The organism is Halomonas sp. DP3Y7-2, assembly GCF_019800795.1.
Lineage (GTDB): Bacteria > Pseudomonadota > Gammaproteobacteria > Pseudomonadales > Halomonadaceae > Halomonas > Halomonas litopenaei_A.
In genome coordinates, this window is record NZ_JAHVKJ010000004.1 from 34127 (window position 1) to 52033 (window position 17907).

18 protein-coding genes are annotated in these 17907 nt (G+C 61.7%); 11 read left to right on the forward strand and 7 right to left on the reverse strand.

Annotated features, from left to right (window positions below):
- Positions 1-2 precede the first annotated feature (2 nt).
- From KUV45_RS04835 to KUV45_RS04845, 4 genes are all read left to right on the forward strand, one after another.
- Entirely contained in the window at positions 3-272 is a 270-nt protein-coding gene (locus KUV45_RS04835; RefSeq protein ID WP_222164211.1) for a hypothetical protein, read from the forward strand.
- 195 nt (positions 273-467) lie between these two features.
- The gene (locus KUV45_RS20285; RefSeq protein WP_261315871.1) at positions 468-602 is read left to right on the forward strand and encodes a hypothetical protein; all 135 of its coding nucleotides are present in this window, start codon (positions 468-470) and stop codon (positions 600-602) included.
- Positions 599-913, forward strand: a complete 315-nt coding sequence (locus KUV45_RS04840; RefSeq protein ID WP_222164212.1) for a hypothetical protein — start codon at positions 599-601, stop codon at positions 911-913. Before KUV45_RS20285 ends, KUV45_RS04840 begins: the two co-directional genes overlap by 4 nt.
- On the forward strand, positions 910-1128 hold the full coding sequence (locus KUV45_RS04845) for a pyocin activator PrtN family protein (RefSeq protein ID WP_222164213.1): 219 nt from the start codon (positions 910-912) through the stop codon (positions 1126-1128). The genes KUV45_RS04840 and KUV45_RS04845 overlap by 4 nt, the downstream gene beginning before the upstream one ends.
- On the opposite strand, the gene KUV45_RS04850 is transcribed toward KUV45_RS04845, so the two are convergent.
- Positions 1125-2147 (reverse strand): site-specific integrase, encoded by a 1023-nt coding sequence (locus KUV45_RS04850; RefSeq protein ID WP_222164214.1) that lies wholly within the window; start codon positions 2145-2147, stop codon positions 1125-1127. The genes KUV45_RS04845 and KUV45_RS04850 overlap by 4 nt on opposite strands.
- 139 nt (positions 2148-2286) lie before the next feature.
- Between KUV45_RS04850 and dusA the strand changes: the two genes are divergently transcribed.
- Entirely contained in the window at positions 2287-3288 is a 1002-nt protein-coding gene (gene dusA, locus KUV45_RS04855) for a tRNA dihydrouridine(20/20a) synthase DusA (protein ID WP_222164215.1), read from the forward strand.
- Between the two features lie 85 nt (positions 3289-3373).
- On the opposite strand, the gene KUV45_RS04860 is transcribed toward dusA, so the two are convergent.
- Complete coding sequence (locus KUV45_RS04860; RefSeq protein ID WP_206944329.1) at positions 3374-4408, reverse strand: succinylglutamate desuccinylase/aspartoacylase family protein; 1035 nt, start codon at positions 4406-4408, stop codon at positions 3374-3376.
- A gap of 182 nt (positions 4409-4590) precedes the next feature.
- On the opposite strand from KUV45_RS04860, the gene KUV45_RS04865 reads away from it, so the two are divergent.
- Positions 4591-5214, forward strand: coding sequence for a TetR family transcriptional regulator (locus tag KUV45_RS04865; RefSeq protein WP_206944332.1), 624 nt, complete (start codon positions 4591-4593; stop codon positions 5212-5214).
- 14 nt (positions 5215-5228) lie between these two features.
- Here the strand turns inward: KUV45_RS04865 and KUV45_RS04870 are convergent, their stop codons facing one another.
- From KUV45_RS04870 to KUV45_RS04885, 4 genes are all read right to left on the reverse strand, one after another.
- A complete protein-coding gene (locus KUV45_RS04870; RefSeq protein WP_224852167.1) occupies positions 5229-5960 on the reverse strand; it encodes a hypothetical protein in 732 nt (243 codons plus the stop codon).
- Positions 5961-6255: 295 nt separating this feature from the next.
- Entirely contained in the window at positions 6256-9483 is a 3228-nt protein-coding gene (locus KUV45_RS04875; RefSeq protein ID WP_222164216.1) for an efflux RND transporter permease subunit, read from the reverse strand.
- Positions 9480-10808 carry an efflux RND transporter periplasmic adaptor subunit gene (locus KUV45_RS04880; protein ID WP_222164217.1) on the reverse strand — a complete coding sequence of 443 codons (1329 nt, stop codon included), beginning with the start codon at positions 10806-10808 and terminating at the stop codon, positions 9480-9482. The genes KUV45_RS04875 and KUV45_RS04880 overlap by 4 nt, the downstream gene beginning before the upstream one ends.
- Before the next feature lie 85 nt (positions 10809-10893).
- On the reverse strand, positions 10894-12357 hold the full coding sequence (locus KUV45_RS04885) for a TolC family outer membrane protein (protein WP_206944337.1): 1464 nt from the start codon (positions 12355-12357) through the stop codon (positions 10894-10896).
- A 362-nt stretch (positions 12358-12719) separates the two neighbouring features.
- Between KUV45_RS04885 and KUV45_RS04890 the strand changes: the two genes are divergently transcribed.
- Positions 12720-13628 (forward strand): alpha/beta fold hydrolase, encoded by a 909-nt coding sequence (locus tag KUV45_RS04890; protein ID WP_222164218.1) that lies wholly within the window; start codon positions 12720-12722, stop codon positions 13626-13628.
- Between the two features lie 97 nt (positions 13629-13725).
- Positions 13726-14037, forward strand: a complete 312-nt coding sequence (locus KUV45_RS04895; RefSeq protein WP_206944339.1) for a YqfO family protein — start codon at positions 13726-13728, stop codon at positions 14035-14037.
- A gap of 139 nt (positions 14038-14176) precedes the next feature.
- Here the strand turns inward: KUV45_RS04895 and KUV45_RS04900 are convergent, their stop codons facing one another.
- The gene (locus tag KUV45_RS04900; protein ID WP_206944340.1) at positions 14177-14734 is read right to left on the reverse strand and encodes an NUDIX hydrolase; all 558 of its coding nucleotides are present in this window, start codon (positions 14732-14734) and stop codon (positions 14177-14179) included.
- Between the two features lie 101 nt (positions 14735-14835).
- Between KUV45_RS04900 and KUV45_RS04905 the strand changes: the two genes are divergently transcribed.
- The 3 genes from KUV45_RS04905 (at position 14836) to KUV45_RS04915 (ending at position 17841) form a co-directional block, all read left to right on the forward strand.
- Positions 14836-15471 (forward strand): CoA pyrophosphatase, encoded by a 636-nt coding sequence (locus KUV45_RS04905; protein ID WP_222164219.1) that lies wholly within the window; start codon positions 14836-14838, stop codon positions 15469-15471.
- Positions 15472-15537: 66 nt separating this feature from the next.
- Complete coding sequence (locus KUV45_RS04910) at positions 15538-16197, forward strand: 2OG-Fe(II) oxygenase (RefSeq protein WP_222164220.1); 660 nt, start codon at positions 15538-15540, stop codon at positions 16195-16197.
- A 60-nt stretch (positions 16198-16257) separates the two neighbouring features.
- Entirely contained in the window at positions 16258-17841 is a 1584-nt protein-coding gene (locus KUV45_RS04915) for a PAS domain S-box protein (RefSeq protein WP_222164221.1), read from the forward strand.
- Positions 17842-17907: the final 66 nt, after the last annotated feature.

The following is a 17907-nucleotide window of genomic DNA, read 5'->3' on the forward strand; positions in this document are numbered from 1 at the left end:
CCATGCACCCAGCTAAGATCGATCGAATCACCAGCCTACTCCACACCTCAGCCGACAATGCACGCGGCAGTCTGGCATGCATGCTCGGTGAGCACGGTGCCGACTACACCCTGGAGATCGCCACCGGTGCCCTCCTGCGCCTGGAGGCTGCCCAGTGGGGAAAGACCAGCCACCGAAAGGTGTTCGCCAGCGCCGCCCGCAAGGCACTCAAGCAACTGGAGAAAGGGCCGCTGTGCATGCCAGGGGAGGTGTCCAGTGAAAGTGCGAACTGACATGCTCGACTTCCCGACAGCTTGGAAGATTCAACGGGAGCGCGACCTCGACCATGACAAGCGGTGCTCAGCCGTACCCGGTTGGCACCCTATGTCCGGACCAGGATTACTTTGTGACTGCGGTGCCGTAGAGCGAGAGTGGAAGCGGCTTTGCCGCCAAGCCGAGCAGGCCGGAAGGGACAAGGATGGTGCCGCATGAAGATCCGCTTAGGGAATTGGGAACTGATCATCCGCCGCGTACCGCCCAGCGCTGGCGTCGCCACGCCGGGCAGCCGGCAGCAGAGCCTCGGCAAGAAGAAGATCGCCACCAGCGGGAGGAGCACATTGTGACCACTGCCACCAAGGGTGGGCCCAAGGCCCGCCAGGCGGCGATGCTCTGCCAGGACTCCGCCTTCCGGCTCTACCTGGACCGTCGCCGCCGCTACAAGCAAGGCCTCACCGTGAGCCAGCTGCCCGACGGAACGCACAATGAGCAGGACGCCAGGGACTGGCTGTGCGCCGCCTGCGGCATCCAGAGCCGCGCCGAGCTGGATCACCTTTGCGAGGCCGGGCGAACCTTCCGTCAGATACGCAACCGATTCAATCACTGGCGAGCCAAGAACCCCACCATCAACCAGCGAGTAGAGAGCAAAGACCCATGAAGACTGAATTTCTCCTTATGGCCCAGTACGAGAAGGTGCTGATTCCCCTGGAGGTCTTCGCCAAGGACATCATGGGAGTCGAACTCCAGACGGCTCGCAACCGCATCGCCGCCGGCACATTTCCGGTACCGCTGACCCGCACGGCTCGGCAACCGATGGTACATATTGCAGATGCCGCCAAGTACATCGATCAGCAAAGAGAGAGCGCGGCCTAGCGCTCTCGGTCACGCCTGGCCAGGTCGCCGGCTTTCAGATTCACGTATCGGCGCAGGCTACCCCAGTCACGATGGCCAGACACCATGGCCACTTCCTGGATCTGGTAGCCTCGCTCAAAAAGCCGGCTGATGCCTTCGTGCCTCAAATCGTGGAAGTGCAGATCCTCGATCTCGAGATGACGGCAGATTCGCCTGAACCCGTTCCCGACCGACTCGGAGCCGTAGGGGAACACGCGATCATCGACTCGCGGTTGCGCCTCGATGATGCGCTGACTCTCCCCCATCAGGGGCACCTCCTGGTCGCGCTTCTGAGTCGGATGTTTTCGCAACCGGATGATCACCGTCCCGGCATCGAGATTCACATCGTCCCATCTCAGGCTACAGATCTCGTCGAGTCGCATGGAGGACTCGACGGCGAAGCGGATCAGATCGTGATAGCGGATACGCCGCAACGCGCGATTATGCTTCGTGTGTACCAGCAGTGCCTCGAGCTCTTCAGCCGTCGGCCGCCTGTCGCGGCTCTGAGGGGAGCCGATCAAGCCCGCGCGCTGCAACCCCACCCGCCAACTCGCCATCTTGTCTCGATACCCGGCGGGTAACAGGCTGCTCACCGTCGCCGTGGTCAACGCGCCGGAAAGAAACATGATGTCGTGCTTGGTCGTGGCCGGCTTCACACCATCCACGGCGATACGCGTCTGGCAGAACTCCTGCAGCTTCTGAAAGGACAGCTCCGAGGCAAGTAGCTCAGCGCCAAGACCCGCTTTCAGGTTTCTGGCCGAGGTCAGGTTCTTTCTCCCACGCCCAGACGTCTGTTCCAGGTGTACCAGGTGCCCATCGACGAGGTCGCCGACGGTAGGCACCGGGCCCTGACCAACCAGCCCCGCCTCGATGTCATCCTCGACCTGCCGGGCCCACGCCTGCGCGCGCGCCTTCGTACTGAATGTCCTACTCTGGGCCGGGTGGCCTTTCTTGCGTACAATGGCCCGCCATCGAGTCCCTCTCTTCTGAAATGTCGCCATGGTGTACCACCATTCCGCCGATAAAGGGTTACGCCCGAAATCTGGTGCAACGATGGTACAGTAAGCCCGGTTGCGGCAAGGAATCAACGGTACCAAACAGTATATTTATACAGTATGCTGCCGCTACTAAGTGGTTGATATGACGAAACAGACCCCAATTTCACAGGCCCGTCGGTTTTCAGTTGCACCGATGATGGATTGGACTACCCGCGACTACAGGGTGTTCGCGCGTACGCTGACGCGCCAGGCGCTGCTGTACACCGAGATGGTGACCACCGGTGCCATCTTGCATGGTCGCCCTCGTGAACGGTTTCTTGGCTATGACAAGGTGGAGCACCCTCTGGCGTTGCAGCTGGGGGGCAGCGATCCGGGCGAGCTCGCGGAGTGCGCGGCCATCGCTCAAGAGTGGGGCTACGACGAGGTCAACCTGAACGTCGGCTGCCCGAGTGACCGCGTGCAGAATAACCTGATCGGCGCCTGCCTGATGGGCCATCCCGACAAGGTGGCGGTGGCTGTGGCCGCCATGCGTGAGGCGGTGTCGATCCCGGTGACGGTGAAGTGTCGTATTGGTATCGACGATCAGGATGAGGACGCAGACCTGGAGCACTTCATCACCAAGGTCGCCGACGCGGGCTGTGAAGTGTTCATCGTGCATGCGCGCAAGGCGTGGCTGCAGGGGCTGTCGCCCAAGGAAAACCGCGATGTGCCGCCGCTCAACTATCCACGTGTCCATCGCCTTAAGGCGAACCGGCCCGACCTGCATATCGGGATCAACGGCGGCATCAAAAGCCTGACGGAGTGCGAAGCGCAGCTTGAGCACGTCGACAGCGTCATGGTGGGACGCGAGGCATATCAAAATCCGTGGCTCTTGGCCCAGGTCGATGAGGCCCTCTACGGGGTGCCTGGCCCGGCTCAGAGCCGCCATGCGGCAGCGATGACGCTTCGCCCCTACATCCAGCGTCGCCTGGAGGAAGGGGCCAAGCTCAACCATATGACACGCCATCTTCTGGGCCTCTTCCAGGGCTGCCCTGGCGGCCGGAAGTTCCGTCGTCACCTCTCTGAAAATGCCCACAAGGAAGGTGCCGGTCTAGCCGTGTTCGATGATGCGCTGGGACTGGTACCCGACACCGTAGAGCCCTGAGCCTTGCTGCCGTGTTGAAGGCATTAAACGCCAGCGGCCGAGCACGAGGCTCGGCCGCTGGTTGGCATCAGGTTCCCCAGGAACGTCAATACAGGGCGTCCGGCGGTGGTTCCAGGCTGGACTGAAACGTCTCGATGGCACTCTCGGCCTCTTCGATGGCATCAAACCGAGCGACGTGAAATAGCGCCTCCCCCTCGTTGGCCAGAGGCAGTCGACTCATGCCGATCACGATGCCGTCAGCCATGGCCAAGACCTCGCCTTCGGTCTCGCCGAAGGGGTCTGCTACCTTCCCCAGTACCTGGCCCTTGGCTACCCGTGCGCCAAGTCGCACCTTGGGACGCAGAATGCCGTCGATAGGTGCCCTGGCCCAGCTCGAGCCATTGGCGACTTCAGCGGCAGGCGGCGCGCGACGGCGCTGCTCGCCGGTGAGCATTCCAAGCCTGCGCATGACCCGTTGAACGCCGCGAACCCCTGCGGTGATCGCCCATTCGTCAAAGCGCAGTGCTTCACCCGCTTCATAGGTCAACACCGGCGTACCGCGACTCTGGGCATAGTGGCGAAGGCTTCCCTCGCGCAGTTCCGCATTGAGGATGACCGGAGCCCCGAAGGCATCCGCCATGCGTCGCGTTTCTTCGCCGGCATCACCAAGCTGCGCGCGAATCTGTGGCAAGTTAGTGCGATGAATCGCGCCCGTGTGCAGGTCGATGATGTGAGTCGCGTGATCGACAATCTGTTCACGAAACAGCGCCGCAATACGCCCGCCCAAAGACCCAGACTCACTCCCGGGAAAACAGCGATTAAGATCGCGTCGATCAGGCAGGTACCGGCTGTGTTGCACGAAGCCAAAAATATTGACGATAGGCACCGCGATCAGGGTGCCCCTCAAGCGGTTGATCTGGCGGGAGCGCAGCAGCCGACGGACAATTTCAACGCCGTTGATCTCATCGCCGTGAATGGCGCCACATACCAACAGGGTAGGACCTGCCTGCCGTCCGTGGACCACTTCTACGGGGATATCCAAAGGGGCGTGGGTATAAAGCTTGGCCACGGGCACATCGATCTGCGCGCGACTGCCGGGCTTGACCGTGACTCCGGCCAGTTCAAAAGGGGCTCTCGCCATACAGGCTCCTTGGTCACCTTATCGGTCCGTCTACAGGCGGACGGCATGTTCGTTCTTATACGCCCACGCCGTCTCCAAAACGAGTCCAATTTACCTCGCATCACTCATCGACGTCACTGAACTCATTCGGTGAGTCCGGTAGAATACGTTACTTGACGATACCGCTGGAGTTGCCCGCCCACATGGCCCGCCGTACCAAGGAAGAAGCTGCCGCTACCCGAGCCGCCTTGCTCGATGCCGCCGAGGAGGTGTTTCTCGAACGCGGCGTGGCACGTGCCTCGTTGGACCAGATTTCACGACGGGCGGGGGTGACTCGCGGCGCGCTGTATTGGCACTTCCGCAACAAGGGCGATCTGTTCCGCGCCATGCTGGAACGTGTTCACCTTCCCTTTGAGGACCTGCTGAACAACCTTGATCACGCAGAGGTGGGCCATCGGCCACTGGAAGCGGTGCGCCTGGGCTGCCACACCGGCCTGAAGCAATGCGATACCCCGAGACACCGACGCGTGCACGGCATCTTGCTGCACCATTGCGAACGTACCGATGACTTCGACCCGCTGCAGGCAAAGGCAGAGATAGCCAGAGAAACCTGTCAGGCCTTGCTTAGGCAGTTTCAACAGGCAGAAGAGCGCCATCAGCTGCGCCCGGGGCTAAGCCCGGAGCGCGCCACTGACTTATTCCACTACGCCCTCAGCGGGCTGTTCTGGGAATGGCTGCGGGTACCCGATGCGTTCTCGCTCAGCCAGCGCGGCCCGGCGCTGGTGGATGACCTTATCACCCTGATCGGCAGCAGTGAGACGCCATAGCAGCGCAGCACCGGTCAGTGCTGGTGATGTCCGTGGTAATGACGATGTTGCCTGCTCTCGGCATTGTCCTGGGGTGGCACCGGCTCATGGCGCTCGATCAGCTTGAGTCGCACCAGGCGCGTGCGCGCATCGAGAAACTCGCGCTCGGCGACTGAACGAAATCCATCTTGTTCATCCAGGTACTTGACCAGCACCCGCACCTCTCCTTCCTTGGGCATTGAGCCGGGCTTGCCTCTGAGGCAAACCTCCCGCGTGCCATCGGAACACAGCACCGCTCGACAACATCCCTGCTGGTCGACAAAGCCCACCACTTGCACTCGCTCACCTAGCAGGCACCGCTGGTTGAACGAGGGCCGGTCACGGTAATGGCGCAACAACGCGCGGCAACTCTTGGCCGCAAGTGGTGACGCAAGAGCAAAGGCTCCCCACAGCACCGCAATACCCAAAGGCACGATCACCAGCGCCAGATCAAACCAGCGCAACACCAGTAGCTCGGCAACCAGCGTGATGACCGCCGCGTACACGAACAACACAGACAGCGCCATGGTGACGGGCACGCCAGCAAACCCAAGCGACACCATGGTGCTGGCCAGGTGGTCGTCTCTCAGGCTATCGCGCTCAAACAGCTGCAACGGTGCCACCCTGACGGCGACCAGCAACCAGTAGATCAGGACCACGGGCAGTAGCAGCGTGAACAGAATAAGCGGAAAGCTGAATGCCGTTTCCTGGATGATCGCGATATTCATACGTCTCTCCCGTGGCGAAGGGTGGGCCTTCCACCTGCCCAGCAGCCGATGCCACTCGTTTAGTGTCTGATAAAAGCATAGCGCTCTCTACGTCAAACCTCGACCGGGCGGTGTGGATTTTTTGGTTACCGGACAACGTGTTGCGCTGCAGCAAGCGGTGCACCAAGGCCTGGATATCCGCTCTCTGCGTGCATCGGCCTGCCCCGAAAGACGGCCCAGCGGGAAGAAAAAAGGCGCCGTCCCAATGGGACGGCGCCTTGGTCAGCACCACGTGCAGATAAAGCGAGTGACGCTATCAGGGGGTCGTCGGACGTTGCTCTTGATCACCGCTGTCATCACCCCTGTCATCACCCCTGTCGCCGCTTCTATCTTCGCCCTCGTCGTGGGACGAGTTGCTGCCGAATAGCTTGTGCGACAGCGTGGCGATCATGGCGTAGAAGGATGGCACGAAGCAGCTGCCCAGCACCGCCACCGACGCCATGCCCATCGCCACCGTGGTACCGATGTGGTGGCTACTGGTATCACTGGCGCCGGTCGCCATGGCCAATGGCAAGGTGCCGAAGATGAAAGCCATGGAGGTCATGACGATGGGGCGGAAACGCAGCTCAGCCGCGGTGATGGCCGCCTCACGTATGCTCTTGCCCATTTCCTTGCGTTGCAGCTCGGCAAACTCGACGATCAGGATAGCGTTCTTGGCCGCAAGGCCGATCACCACCAGTACCCCGATCTGGACGTACACGCTGGTGTCCAGTCCACGCATGGCAATACCCGCGATGCCACCGAGGAAGGCAAAGGGCGTTGCCGTCAGCACCGCCAGCGGCAAGGACCAGCTTTCGTACTGGGCCGCCAGAATCAGGAATACCATGACCATGCCGAAGATAATGGCGATGGTACCGGCGTTGCCTGCCTCGCTTTCCTGATAGGCAGTACCGGTCCAGCCCATCCCCCAGTCACTGCCCAGGGTGTCCTCGACAATCCTCTCCATGGCCTGGATCGCCTGGGTGGAGGAATAGCCCTCAGCAGGACCGCCCTGGAACTGCGCCGCCGAGTAGACCCCAAAGCGGGTCACCACGGCAGGCGCCGCCTTGCGCTCGAGAGTCACGAACTCGGACAGCGGAATCCGCTCGCCATTGCCACCACGCACGTAGACATTGTTGATGTCGTCCGGGGTGTCGCGGTACTCCGCCTCGTTCTGCAGGTACACCTGGAAGTTACGGTTCTGGTAGCTGAAGAAGTTGACGAAGCCGTTACCGAAGGTATTCGACAAGGTCGCGTTCAGGTCGGTCAGCGACACGCCGTAGCTCAGCGCCTTCTGCTGGTCGATATCAGCCCGGAATGACGGCACGTTGACACTGAACGTCGAGAACACCTGATTCAGCGCAGGATCCTGATTGGCTGCCTGCATGACCTTGAGCGAGGCCTGGTAGATCTCCTCGGGTGTGGCACCGGAGAACGACTGCAGATAGCCGGTGAACCCGCCAGTGGTGGAGAGACCAATGATCGGCGGCATATTGAAGGCCATGACCGTACCGCCATCCACCTCGGCACCGATCTGGAAGATCCGACCGATCAAGTCATCAACGGTGGTCTCCCGCTCGTCCCAGTTATCCATGTTGATGAAGATGATGCCGCGGGCCGTATTGACCGAGCTGGTCAGCATGTCGTAGCCAGCGATGGCCGATGAGTACCTCACACCGGGCACCTCCTCGATACGCTTGCTGACTTCCGCCATGTAGGCCTTGGTACGACTCAGCGACGCCGAGTCCGGCAGACTGACGGCCGCCAAGGCAATGCCCTGATCGGTCTCGGGCACCAGGGTCGACGGCGTGTTCTCATACAGCCAGAACGAACCGACGCCGACCAGGGCCACCAGCGCCAGGGTCAGTATCCAGGCCTTGACCAGGCCCTTCACCGCCAGCATGAACAGCTTGGTGACCCCGTCGAAGAAGCGATCGAACAGCCTCAGCGGGGTGCGCACCGCACGCATGAAACCGGATTCTTTCTTGTGCAGGTCATGCTTGATGAAGATCGCGGACAGGGCCGGAGTGAAGGTCAACGCCATCAGCGCCGAGAAGGCCACCGATATGGCGATGGTCAACGCGAACTGCTGATAGATCTGCCCGGTGAAGCCACCAAGGAACGCCACCGGCACGAACACCGCCGCCATGATCAATGACGTCGCAATGACCGGACCGCCCACTTCCTTCATGGCCTGAACCGTCGCCTGACGAACGCTGATGTCTTCATCTTCGGAGAGCACTCGCTCGACGTTCTCTACCACCAGGATGGCGTCATCCACCACGATGCCTATCGACAGCACCAGGGCAAACAGGGTCAGCAGGTTGATCGAGAAGCCGAACGCATAGAAGCCTGCAAAGGTCGCCAGCACAGACACCGGCACCACCGACATGGCGATCACGGTGAAACGCCAGTTCTGCAGGAAGATGAACAGAATGACGCCAACAATCAGGAAGGCTTCGATAAAGGTGTGGAAGACGGTTTCCACCGACGCATCGATGAACAGCGTGGTGTCGTAGGGCACCACGAATTCCAGCCCCGGCGGGAAGCGCCCTTCCAGCTCCGTCATTTTCTCCTTCACCAGATCCGCAGTGTGCAGCGCATTGGCGCCAGGCTGCTGCTGAATCATGATCGGCGTCATGATGGCGCCGTTAAGACGCGCTTCGACACCATAGAAGGAGGCGCCCAGCTCGATGCGAGCCACATCATCCAGACGCAGTGCAGACCCGTCTTCGTTGGTACGCAGCAGGATGTTGCGGAAGTCGTCGGCACTGGACAGACGTCCGCCGGCGGTGATGGTGTAGGTAAAGGCTCGCGGGCTGTCGATGGGTGTCGACGCCAGGCTGCCCGCAGGCACTTCCGTGTTCTGGGCGCGGATCGCCGCCGCCACTTCAGTCGGCGTCAGGTCGTACTCGGCCAGCTTGTTCGGGTCCATCCAGATGCGCATGGCAAACTCGCCGCCGCCCAGCACCTCGGCCTCACCGACGCCGGGAATCTGGCGCAGCTCATCGAGAATGTTGAGGGTGGCGTAGTTCTGCATGTAGATGTTGTCGTAGTCTCCCTGGGGAGAGATCAACGACACCAGCATCAGGATCGAGCTAGAACGCAACTCGACCTGAACCCCTTGCTCCTGCACCGCCTCGGGCAACTGGGACAGCGCCCCTTGCACCCGATTGTTGACGTTGATGGTATTGATATCACCGTCAGTGCCGATATCGAAGGCGACACTCAGGCTCATGGAGCCGTTATCGGAGCTGGTCGAGTTCATGTAGAGCATGTTCTCGACGCCGTTGATGGCTTCCGCCAGGGGAGCCGCGACGGTTTGCGCCACGGTCTCTGCGTCAGCCCCCGGGAAGGTCGCGCTCACCGACACCGTCGGAGGCACCACGCTGGGATACTGCTCGATCGGCAGTACCCGCATGCTCATCGCACCGATGATGGTCAGGATGATCGCCAGGACCGAGGCAAAGATCGGCCGTTTGATGAAGAAGTTGGCGAAATTCATTCGTTGCCCTCTCCTTCAGCCTCCTCGGCCTCCTGGTTGCCCTGCGGTATCTCCATTGACGCCTGATCGGCGCCCTCTCCCGCAGCGGCCTCAGCCTGCTCGCCGGGAGCCTGTCCTGCGCCACCCTGGCCACCTTGCTGTGCCTGCTGCTCGTCGTACTGGGCCGCCTGCATCAGCGCCTCGGCATCACCGTCAAAGGGTTGCGGGTCAATCGGGGTGCCTGGCTTCAAGCTGCCCGGATCGCCGACCACCACACGCTCGCCAGGCTCGACGCCATCCAGGATGATCTGCCACGGACCGGCCAGTTCACCTAGCTGTACCGGACGCGCGCGGGCCACGTTGTCGTCATCCAGCACGTATACCTGCGGTCCCATCAGCCCCTGAGTCAACGCCAGCTCGGGAACCGCCAGCACACCGAAGCGCGCGAGTCCCTGAATCTTCACCCGAACATACTGACCGGGCAGCACCGCGCCGTCAGGATTGGCGAAGGTAGCCTCTGCCTGCACCGTGCTGGTCTCGGCATCGACTCGGGACCCCAGAAAGTCCAGGTGACCGCTCAATACAGTGGGTGCCTCACCGCGAGAAGAGAACGCTTCCAGCGAGGCAACAATGTCTTCGATGCTCATGTCTTCAAGCTGACGACGCAGCTCGAAGGCATCGTTCTGGGGCATCTGGAAGCGCACCTCGAGCGGGTCCAGAGGGGTGATGGTGGCCAGCTCGGTATTCGGCGACACCAGGTTGCCGACGTTGACTTCGCTCAAGCCAATCACGCCGGACACCGGGGCCGTGACATCCGCATAGTTCAGGTCAAGCTGGGCACTCTTCAGGGCCGCCTCGGCCTGGGCCACGCTGGCACGTGCTACCCGCGCGTCCGCCAATGCCTGATCCACCTGCTGGCGGCTGACAGAGTTCTGCGCGGCCAGCTGCTGGAAACGGTTGGCATCACGGTCCGCCCGAGCCACCTCGGCCTGGGCGCTGGCCAGATCTGCCTCACGCTGCGCTACCGTTGCCTCATACAGGTCAGGCTCGATCGTATACAGGCTATCGCCCTTCTCCACCTGATCGCCGGGCTCGAACTTGCGCTCTTCCAGCACACCAGTGACGCGCGCCACGAGCGTGACCTCCTGCTCGCTCATCAACTTGGAGGGGTACGACTTGTCCAGCGGAATGTCCTGATAGGCCAGCTCAGCCACTTCAATAGGCTTTGCCGGCGGCTGGCCGCCCGCCTGGGCGTCAGACTGACCTTCATCCTGGCCACAGCCAGCCAGCAGCAACGCCGCCGCCAGTGCGGCCCAGGGGCGACCGCGCGTCATGGTGGTTTTCATCCCGTCATTCCTTGGGGTTCGTGATGTCATAAGGCTGAAAGACATCCGGCCACCGCGGTGGTGGCCGGACCGGCGCTGGCGGGAACTACGAGTCCTGACGCGGAGGCGCGCCAATGTCCAGCACTGCGTCGTAGCCGTCGGCTTCGCTCTGCTCGGGAAGCGTAAAGTTGACCTGCCCTTCTTCTACCAGGAAGGCGTTCAGTTCAGCGATATCGTCAGCGTCGAGCACGCCGGCCTGGCGATGCAGGCTCAGCAGGTCGACCACGTAGTTGTATCGAGCATCGGCGTAGTCGGCGATGGCGTTGTACAGGCTCTGTTCGGCATTGAGCACGTCAACAATGTTACGTGTGCCGACCTCATAGCCCGCACGAGTGGCGTCCAGAGCGCTCTGGTTGGAGACGATGGCCTGCTTGCGCGCCGCCACGGTGGACACGTCATTGCTGACCTGGGTGTACAGCGAGCGAATCTGCAGCACGGTCTCGCGGCGCTGGGACTCGAAGTCGTACTGACTGGACTCCAGCTGGTAGGTCGTCTGGCGCACGGAGGCACTGGTGCGTCCGCCGGTGTAAAGCGGCATGCTCGCACTCACGCCCACCTGGCTGTTTGAGTTGTAGTCCTCGTAGCCGTCCCGCTCATCATCGCTGTAGGCGTAGTTGGCAAAGGCCTCGAAGACCGGTAGATCAGCCGCGCGAGCCACATCGATCTGCTCGCGAGCCACATCGACACCGGCCTGCTGCGCCAGCAGTTCGGGATTGCGCTCAATCGCCAGCTCGATCCAGGCATCGCGGCTGGCCGGCTCAGGCAGCGCAATGGGCAGGTCGTCCTGGAGCATCTCGATGCTGTCGTAACGCTTGCCGGTCAGTCGCTCGAGGGCCTCGAAGGCGACCTGCAGGTTGCTTTCAGCGGTGATGCGGTCCGCCCGAGACTGGTCGAAGCTGGCACGGGCTTCTTCCACATCAGTGATGGCGATCAGGCCCACATCGAACTGCTCCTGGGCTTGCTCGAGCTGACGCCCGATAGCACGCTCCTGGGCACGGCGTGCTTCCAGAATTTCATACGCACGGAGAATGTCGAAATACGCCGAGGATGTGTCAATCAGCACCTGCTGCTCGGTCGCGGCCAGGCTGAAGGTCTGCTGCTCGAGCTGCGCCTTGGCCACGTCGACCTCACGGCTGTTCAGCGCGTCGTACAGCTTCTGAGTGGCCTGCAGGTTGATTCCGTAGCTGATGTAGTCATCATCCATACCGGTGCCGCTGAAACCGGACTGGGATTGCGTCTCGAAGATGTGGTTATAGGCCGCTTCACCTGAAGCGGATACCTGCGGATTGAGGTCCGCCTGCTCGACGTTGATGCCCTCTTCCACGCCACTGGTTGCAGCGCGTGCCGATGCAAGCTCGGAATTGTTTTCCAGGGCGTCGCGGGTAATGGTCAGCAGGTCAGCACCCTGGGCCTGTCCCACCATCAAGGCAGCTACAACGGCACACAGCAGGTGGCGGCGCACGCGTACCGGCGTACTCCGGGAATCAGAAACTGGATGGGAAGGCGTCATTAAAAGCATCCTCGGTATGTTGCTTGGCGTTGTCCACAAGTCCCATCACACCGGCCCGGAGGGCTCCTTCCAGGCAATCAGGACCGGTACAGCAGCGGGGCGCGTCATTGACACAGCGTGGTCGACTCCCGCGCCATCCGCGAGATTCGATCTTGCATCGGGTCAACGATCTTTCACTTGCAGCATACGCCAATAGTAGCAATCGATATACATACATTGTCGCATGTTTGATGGACTATTCTACCGCCCTTCGTGCAAGGATGGTGAAAATTTCGCAATTTCGCACGCACCCTCTAGCTCGACTAGAATGATGCAATGCAGCATTTGCATCCTCGCCGTCAGACCACCCGTCAGGAGCTGCCATGGATCATCTGAGCCTGGTCACACATCGCGAACTGGAGATCGCCGTGCGCGTTTTCCACCCCGAAGCACCGAAAACGGTAGTGGCCTGGCATGGGCTGGCGCGCCATGGTGGCGACTTCGCAGCCCTGGCAAGAGAGCTGGGTCCAGAATGGCGCGTTCTTGCTCCTGACACCCCCGGGAGAGGGCTCTCCAGCTGGTCCATGTATCCGGCCAATGACTATATATACGCCCATTACATGACAGTCGCGTTAGCTGTACTCGACCACTTTTCGTTGGACAGCGTCCCCTGGATTGGTACCTCCATGGGAGGCCTGCTCGGCATGTTGCTGGCGGCAGATCCTGCCAGCGCATCCCGCATCGAACGCCTGGTGCTTAACGATGTCGGCCCCGAGCTCGCCCCCTCGGGGCTGACCGAGCTTGCCAGCTACTTTACGGTCCCCCATCGATTCACGCGGCTGGGGCAGCTTGAAGCAGAGCTACGTCGCCACTACGCCGGCTTTGGCATCGACACCGAGGACGGTTGGCGCCAGCTGACACTGGAGAGCGCTCGGCGCCTGCCGGACGGCAGCTGGACCTATCACTACGACCCCCGGATAGGCGAGCAATTTGTCCATGACACGCCGCGGGATACCTGGTCCGACTGGAGGGCCATACGTTGCCCCTTGATGGTCATTCGTGGCGAAGATTCCACGCTGATCAGCGAAGACATTGTCCAGCGCATGGGCGAAGCACAGCCAACACTCGAGACATTGAGCGTACCTGGCTGTGGACACGCTCCCATGCTCGATCGCCCCCAGCAAGTCGACCCCATCAAGGCCTTTCTGGAATCCACCACCAGCGCCCAGCAGGAGGCCGTGGACGCCAACGCCTTGCCATGGTGGAAGCGCTGGCTGGGTATCGGGCACTGACACACCCCGGCTACACTGGGCAGCTCTTGACGGGTCTAGCCTGCCCGGTGGGCAGGCAGTCGCAGGCCCTCATGCACTGTTGCTCCAGGGAGACGTTATGTACAAGCTCGCCTTTTTCGTACCACACGACCATGCGGAGGCGGTCAAGGAAGCGGTCTTCGCCACCGGTGCTGGCCGTATCGGCGACTATGAAGCCTGCTGCTTTCAGACCGCCGGGGAAGGTCAGTTCAGGCCCTTGAACGGCGCGGATCCGCATATCGGCCGAGTCGGTGAGCTCGAGCGAGTACAGGAGTTCAAGGTCGAAATGGTGTGTGCAGATGAGTTGATTGAAGCGGCAGTGTCGGCACTGAAACTGGCACACCCTTATGAAGAAGTGGCCTATGACGTCTGGCGCCTGGCCGAACTGTGACGTCTGGCGCCTGGCCGAGCGGCGACCTCCTGCTCCAGCTCGGCTCAAGCTCGGCTCAAGCTTCGGCTCACGCTCGGCTCACGCTCAGATCGGCCTCGCCATCACAGGCCCACGGCGAGCAGCATTGAATGGGCCCTGCTCAGGCACTGCCGAAGAAGGCGGAGCGCTGCTCTGGGGTGATGTCACTGACGTGCAACGGGAAGTGATCAGTGCCCCGGTCTTCGAAAAAGTGCCGCAAGGTGCGCTCGATGGTGGGAAAGGCAAGCTCATCCCAGGGTATCTCGTGTTCTTCAAAGAGTTGCACGTCCAGGCTCTCCGGCCCCGCCGCATAGCTGCCGTTCAGCTCCGCCAGAAAGATCATGAAGACCTGGTCGATGTGGGGCAGATTGATCATGGTGTACAGCCCCGCCAGCGCCACATCGGCGCAGGCTTCCTCGCGGGTCTCCCGTCGGGCCGCATCCGGTGTCGTCTCTCCGTTCTCCATAAAACCTGCCGGCAGCGTCCAGTACCCTTCTCGGGGAGCTATGGCCCGCCGACACAGCAATACGCGAGAGCCGCACACCGGCAAGGTCCCCGCCACGATCCTGGGATTCTGGTAGTGAATCGTGCCGCAGGCATGGCACAGGAAACGCGGGCGGTCATCCCCCTCAGGGATGGCAAAGCTGACCGGCTCACCACAGTGGCTGCAAAAATTCATGGGCTGCAATCGTTCTTGTCGTTCCCTGGCAGGGAGTGGGAGACAGGCTTGACGCCGCTACGTAGGGCTGGGTACAACGAACGAAACCCAGCGGACACCCCATGTTAGAGAAACTACGCAAACGCCTGCAAGCGCATTCCCCGCGGCAGCTAAAGGTCAAGCTGCCAGAGGCAGCGGTGCTGATCCCAGTGATCGACCGACCAGAGCCGGGCCTGTTGTTCACGCGTCGCGCCAGCCATCTGTCGACCCACAGCGGCCAAGTGGCCTTCCCTGGCGGCAAGCGCGAGGATCAAGATGACCACCTGCTGGCCACGGCCTTGCGTGAGTCGGAAGAGGAAATCGGCCTGCAGGCCCATCACGTCGAGGTGATCGGTCAGCTGTCCGATGTGCTTTCCCTGCACGGGCTAAAGGTCACGCCCTTTGTCGGCATCATACCGCCGGGGCTCCCGCTGGCGCCGGATCAGGGCGAGCTGGACGCCATCTTCGAGGTGCCGCTGGCTCACTTCCTTGACGATCATCGCACCCATACCGATGTCATCCCGGTCGACGGCAATAACCTCTACGTGCCCAGCTACCTGATCCCTGCCGACCAAGGCGAGGACTACGTGATCTGGGGGCTATCGGCGATGATGCTGGTGGAGCTTCTGGCGGAGGGATTCGGCCAGGAAATGAGCCTCTCGCGCCGCCCTGAGGGTACACTGCGCCACCTGCCTCCGCGACGGGCCCCACATGCCTGACGCAGACAGCCACCACTGGCTCGCAAGGGCACATGACATCACCTGGCAAGAGACGACTTCGGCACTATGAGCTATCCAGACGCTTGCCCTCTACCCCCTGGCCGCCTCGACGAGTTGATCGAGGCGCTGGTGGAGCAAGGGTTTTATATCGGCAAGGAACTGCTGGATCCGGCGCTTTGCCAGGCCCTGCACAGCGAAATCGAGGACCGCGCTCGTCTAGAGGCCCTGACCAGGGCAGGTATAGGACGCGGCAACGAGCACGAAACCCGCGATGATATTCGCGGAGACGCCATCCATTGGCTCGACCGGGAAACCCTGGCTCAGCGGCGCTACCTGGACACCATGGGGGAATTGCAGCAGGCCCTCAATGCCAGCCTGTTTCTCGGCCTGTTCGAGTATGAAGCGCACCTGGCACGCTACCCCAGCGGCGCCTTCTATCGTCGCCACCTCGACAGCTTTCGCGGCCGCGCCAACCGTGTGGTCTCCACGGTCGGCTACCTCAATCCGGACTGGCCTGGGGACGGCGGCGGTGAGATGGTGATCTACGCAAGCGATGACCAGGATCGGGAAGTGGCGCGTGTGGCGCCACAGGCTGGGACCCTGGTGTGCTTCCTGTCAGAGCAAGTACCCCATGAAGTGTTGCCAACGCGACACCCCCGGGCCAGCATCGCGGGCTGGTTCCGACGCAACGCCTCACTCGGGGGCATGATCGACCCCGCGCGCTGAGTCAGCCGCCCTGTGTGACCTGCGCTTGCCAGACAAGCCATACCGCTATCGAGTGTGCCCATGTCCACCACTACCGACACCCGGCTGCGTGAGCTCGAGCAAACCATCGCGCGGCTGGAAGAAGAAAAACGTCACTATCAGTGGCTGGCGGAAAGCACCACCGATCTGATCTCGCGGCATGACCAGGACGGCGTCTTTCTCTATGCCTCCCAGGCCTCGCAGTCGCTGCTCGGCTTTGCGCCGGAAGAGCTGGTGGGCATCTGCGCCTATGACATGTTTCACCCCGACGACCTGGCCGCCCTGCTGAGCAAGTCACCCAGCATTTACTACCACGAAGGCTTCTACGAGCAGACCTACCGTTTCCGCACCCGTGAAGGCCACTACATCTGGTTCGAGACCACGAGCCGAACTCGCCGAGACCCCGCCACCGGCGACTTGATCGACATACTCTGCGTATCCCGCGATGTCAGCCGGCGGGTCGAGGAAGAAGCGAGACGTCAACGCCTGGCACGGGTGGTCGAATCGACCACGGACTACGTGCTGTTCTGTGATGAAGACGAGACGCTGGTCTACTCAAACCAGGCGGCTCGCGAGCTGCTGGGCCTTGCCAAGGACAGCCCCTCGCTTGCCATTCGCCAGCTGCTGACCACTCAGGCTACCCAGACCTGGTGCCAGCAGGTACTGCCAGCCATTCACCAGCATGGACGCTGGAGCGGAGAGTTGGCCCTGGCCAGCCCTGGCGGTGACATTCCGGTGCTCAGTGTGGTCCAGCAACACCGTGAACAGGCAGGCCATGCCCAGCTATCCCTGGTCAATCGAGACCTCAGCCTGCGTCTGGAAGCAGAAGCGCAAGCGCGGCTCCACCAGGAACAGATTACTCATGCCAATCGGCTGGCCTCCCTCGGCGAGTTGGCCACCACGATTGCCCACGAGTGCAACCAGCCATTGGCGACCCTCAGCAACTATGCCAGTGGCGCGCTGATGCAGCTTGAACGCAATCCCCAACAGCCCGCCAGTGAGCTCACCGTTCCACTCACCCGAATCAGCCATCAGATTCAGCGGCTATCGGACCGTCTCAAGCATATTCGCCGGTTTGTTCGCCGTGGCAGCCTGCACCTTGCCCCCCAGGACCTCTCCGCCATCATCTCTGCGGCGGTCGACCTGTGGGAGCCACAGTGCCGCCACGAAGGGGTTCAGCTCATCTGGTGCATGACGCCTCCTGGCCTGTACGTTACTGCCGACGCCGAGGGGCTGGAGCAGGTACTGGTAAACCTAATTCGTAACGCGCTAGACGCCTGCCGCGACACGGTGGCCACTACCTCGCCTCCCCGTATCCTCGTCGATGCCTATCCCACCGGCGCAGATACGGTATGCATCGACATTTTGGATGACGGGCCAGGCGTCCCTGAAGATCAGCGTCCACAGCTCTTCACGCCTTTTGTCAGTAGTCGCCCGGAGGGCCTTGGCATGGGGCTATCGATCAGTCTGTCATTGCTGGAGGCCATGGGCGGAGGGCTGACGCTTGAGGACACTGGTCGTGACGACGCAACCTGCCGAGCTCCAGTGCCAGAGAATTCTCAGCGCTTCCAGGTGTCTTCCCCCTTTACCGGTGCACGCTTTCGCATCAGCCTCGCGCGCGTCTAGGCACCAGCGCCAGCGCGATGAACAGTCCCCGGTAGGGCCCCAATCGGATAGGATAACGACGTTGCT

What these genes read in the sequence shown, in the direction of transcription:
- KUV45_RS04835 (WP_222164211.1), top strand. Translation starts at nt 3, where the DNA reads ATGCACCCAGCTAAGATCGATCGAATCACCAGCCTACTCCACACCTCA.
- KUV45_RS20285 (WP_261315871.1), top strand. Translation starts at nt 468, where the DNA reads ATGAAGATCCGCTTAGGGAATTGGGAACTGATCATCCGCCGCGTACCG.
- KUV45_RS04845 (WP_222164213.1), top strand. Translation starts at nt 910, where the DNA reads ATGAAGACTGAATTTCTCCTTATGGCCCAGTACGAGAAGGTGCTGATT.
- KUV45_RS04850 (WP_222164214.1), bottom strand. Translation starts at nt 2,147, where the DNA reads ATGGCGACATTTCAGAAGAGAGGGACTCGATGGCGGGCCATTGTACGC.
- dusA (WP_222164215.1), top strand. Translation starts at nt 2,287, where the DNA reads ATGACGAAACAGACCCCAATTTCACAGGCCCGTCGGTTTTCAGTTGCA.
- KUV45_RS04860 (WP_206944329.1), bottom strand. Translation starts at nt 4,408, where the DNA reads ATGGCGAGAGCCCCTTTTGAACTGGCCGGAGTCACGGTCAAGCCCGGC.
- KUV45_RS04865 (WP_206944332.1), top strand. Translation starts at nt 4,591, where the DNA reads ATGGCCCGCCGTACCAAGGAAGAAGCTGCCGCTACCCGAGCCGCCTTG.
- KUV45_RS04870 (WP_224852167.1), bottom strand. Translation starts at nt 5,960, where the DNA reads ATGAATATCGCGATCATCCAGGAAACGGCATTCAGCTTTCCGCTTATT.
- KUV45_RS04875 (WP_222164216.1), bottom strand. Translation starts at nt 9,483, where the DNA reads ATGAATTTCGCCAACTTCTTCATCAAACGGCCGATCTTTGCCTCGGTC.
- KUV45_RS04880 (WP_222164217.1), bottom strand. Translation starts at nt 10,808, where the DNA reads ATGAAAACCACCATGACGCGCGGTCGCCCCTGGGCCGCACTGGCGGCG.
- KUV45_RS04885 (WP_206944337.1), bottom strand. Translation starts at nt 12,357, where the DNA reads ATGACGCCTTCCCATCCAGTTTCTGATTCCCGGAGTACGCCGGTACGC.
- KUV45_RS04890 (WP_222164218.1), top strand. Translation starts at nt 12,720, where the DNA reads ATGGATCATCTGAGCCTGGTCACACATCGCGAACTGGAGATCGCCGTG.
- KUV45_RS04895 (WP_206944339.1), top strand. Translation starts at nt 13,726, where the DNA reads ATGTACAAGCTCGCCTTTTTCGTACCACACGACCATGCGGAGGCGGTC.
- KUV45_RS04900 (WP_206944340.1), bottom strand. Translation starts at nt 14,734, where the DNA reads ATGAATTTTTGCAGCCACTGTGGTGAGCCGGTCAGCTTTGCCATCCCT.
- KUV45_RS04905 (WP_222164219.1), top strand. Translation starts at nt 14,836, where the DNA reads ATGTTAGAGAAACTACGCAAACGCCTGCAAGCGCATTCCCCGCGGCAG.
- KUV45_RS04910 (WP_222164220.1), top strand. Translation starts at nt 15,538, where the DNA reads ATGAGCTATCCAGACGCTTGCCCTCTACCCCCTGGCCGCCTCGACGAG.
- KUV45_RS04915 (WP_222164221.1), top strand. Translation starts at nt 16,258, where the DNA reads ATGTCCACCACTACCGACACCCGGCTGCGTGAGCTCGAGCAAACCATC.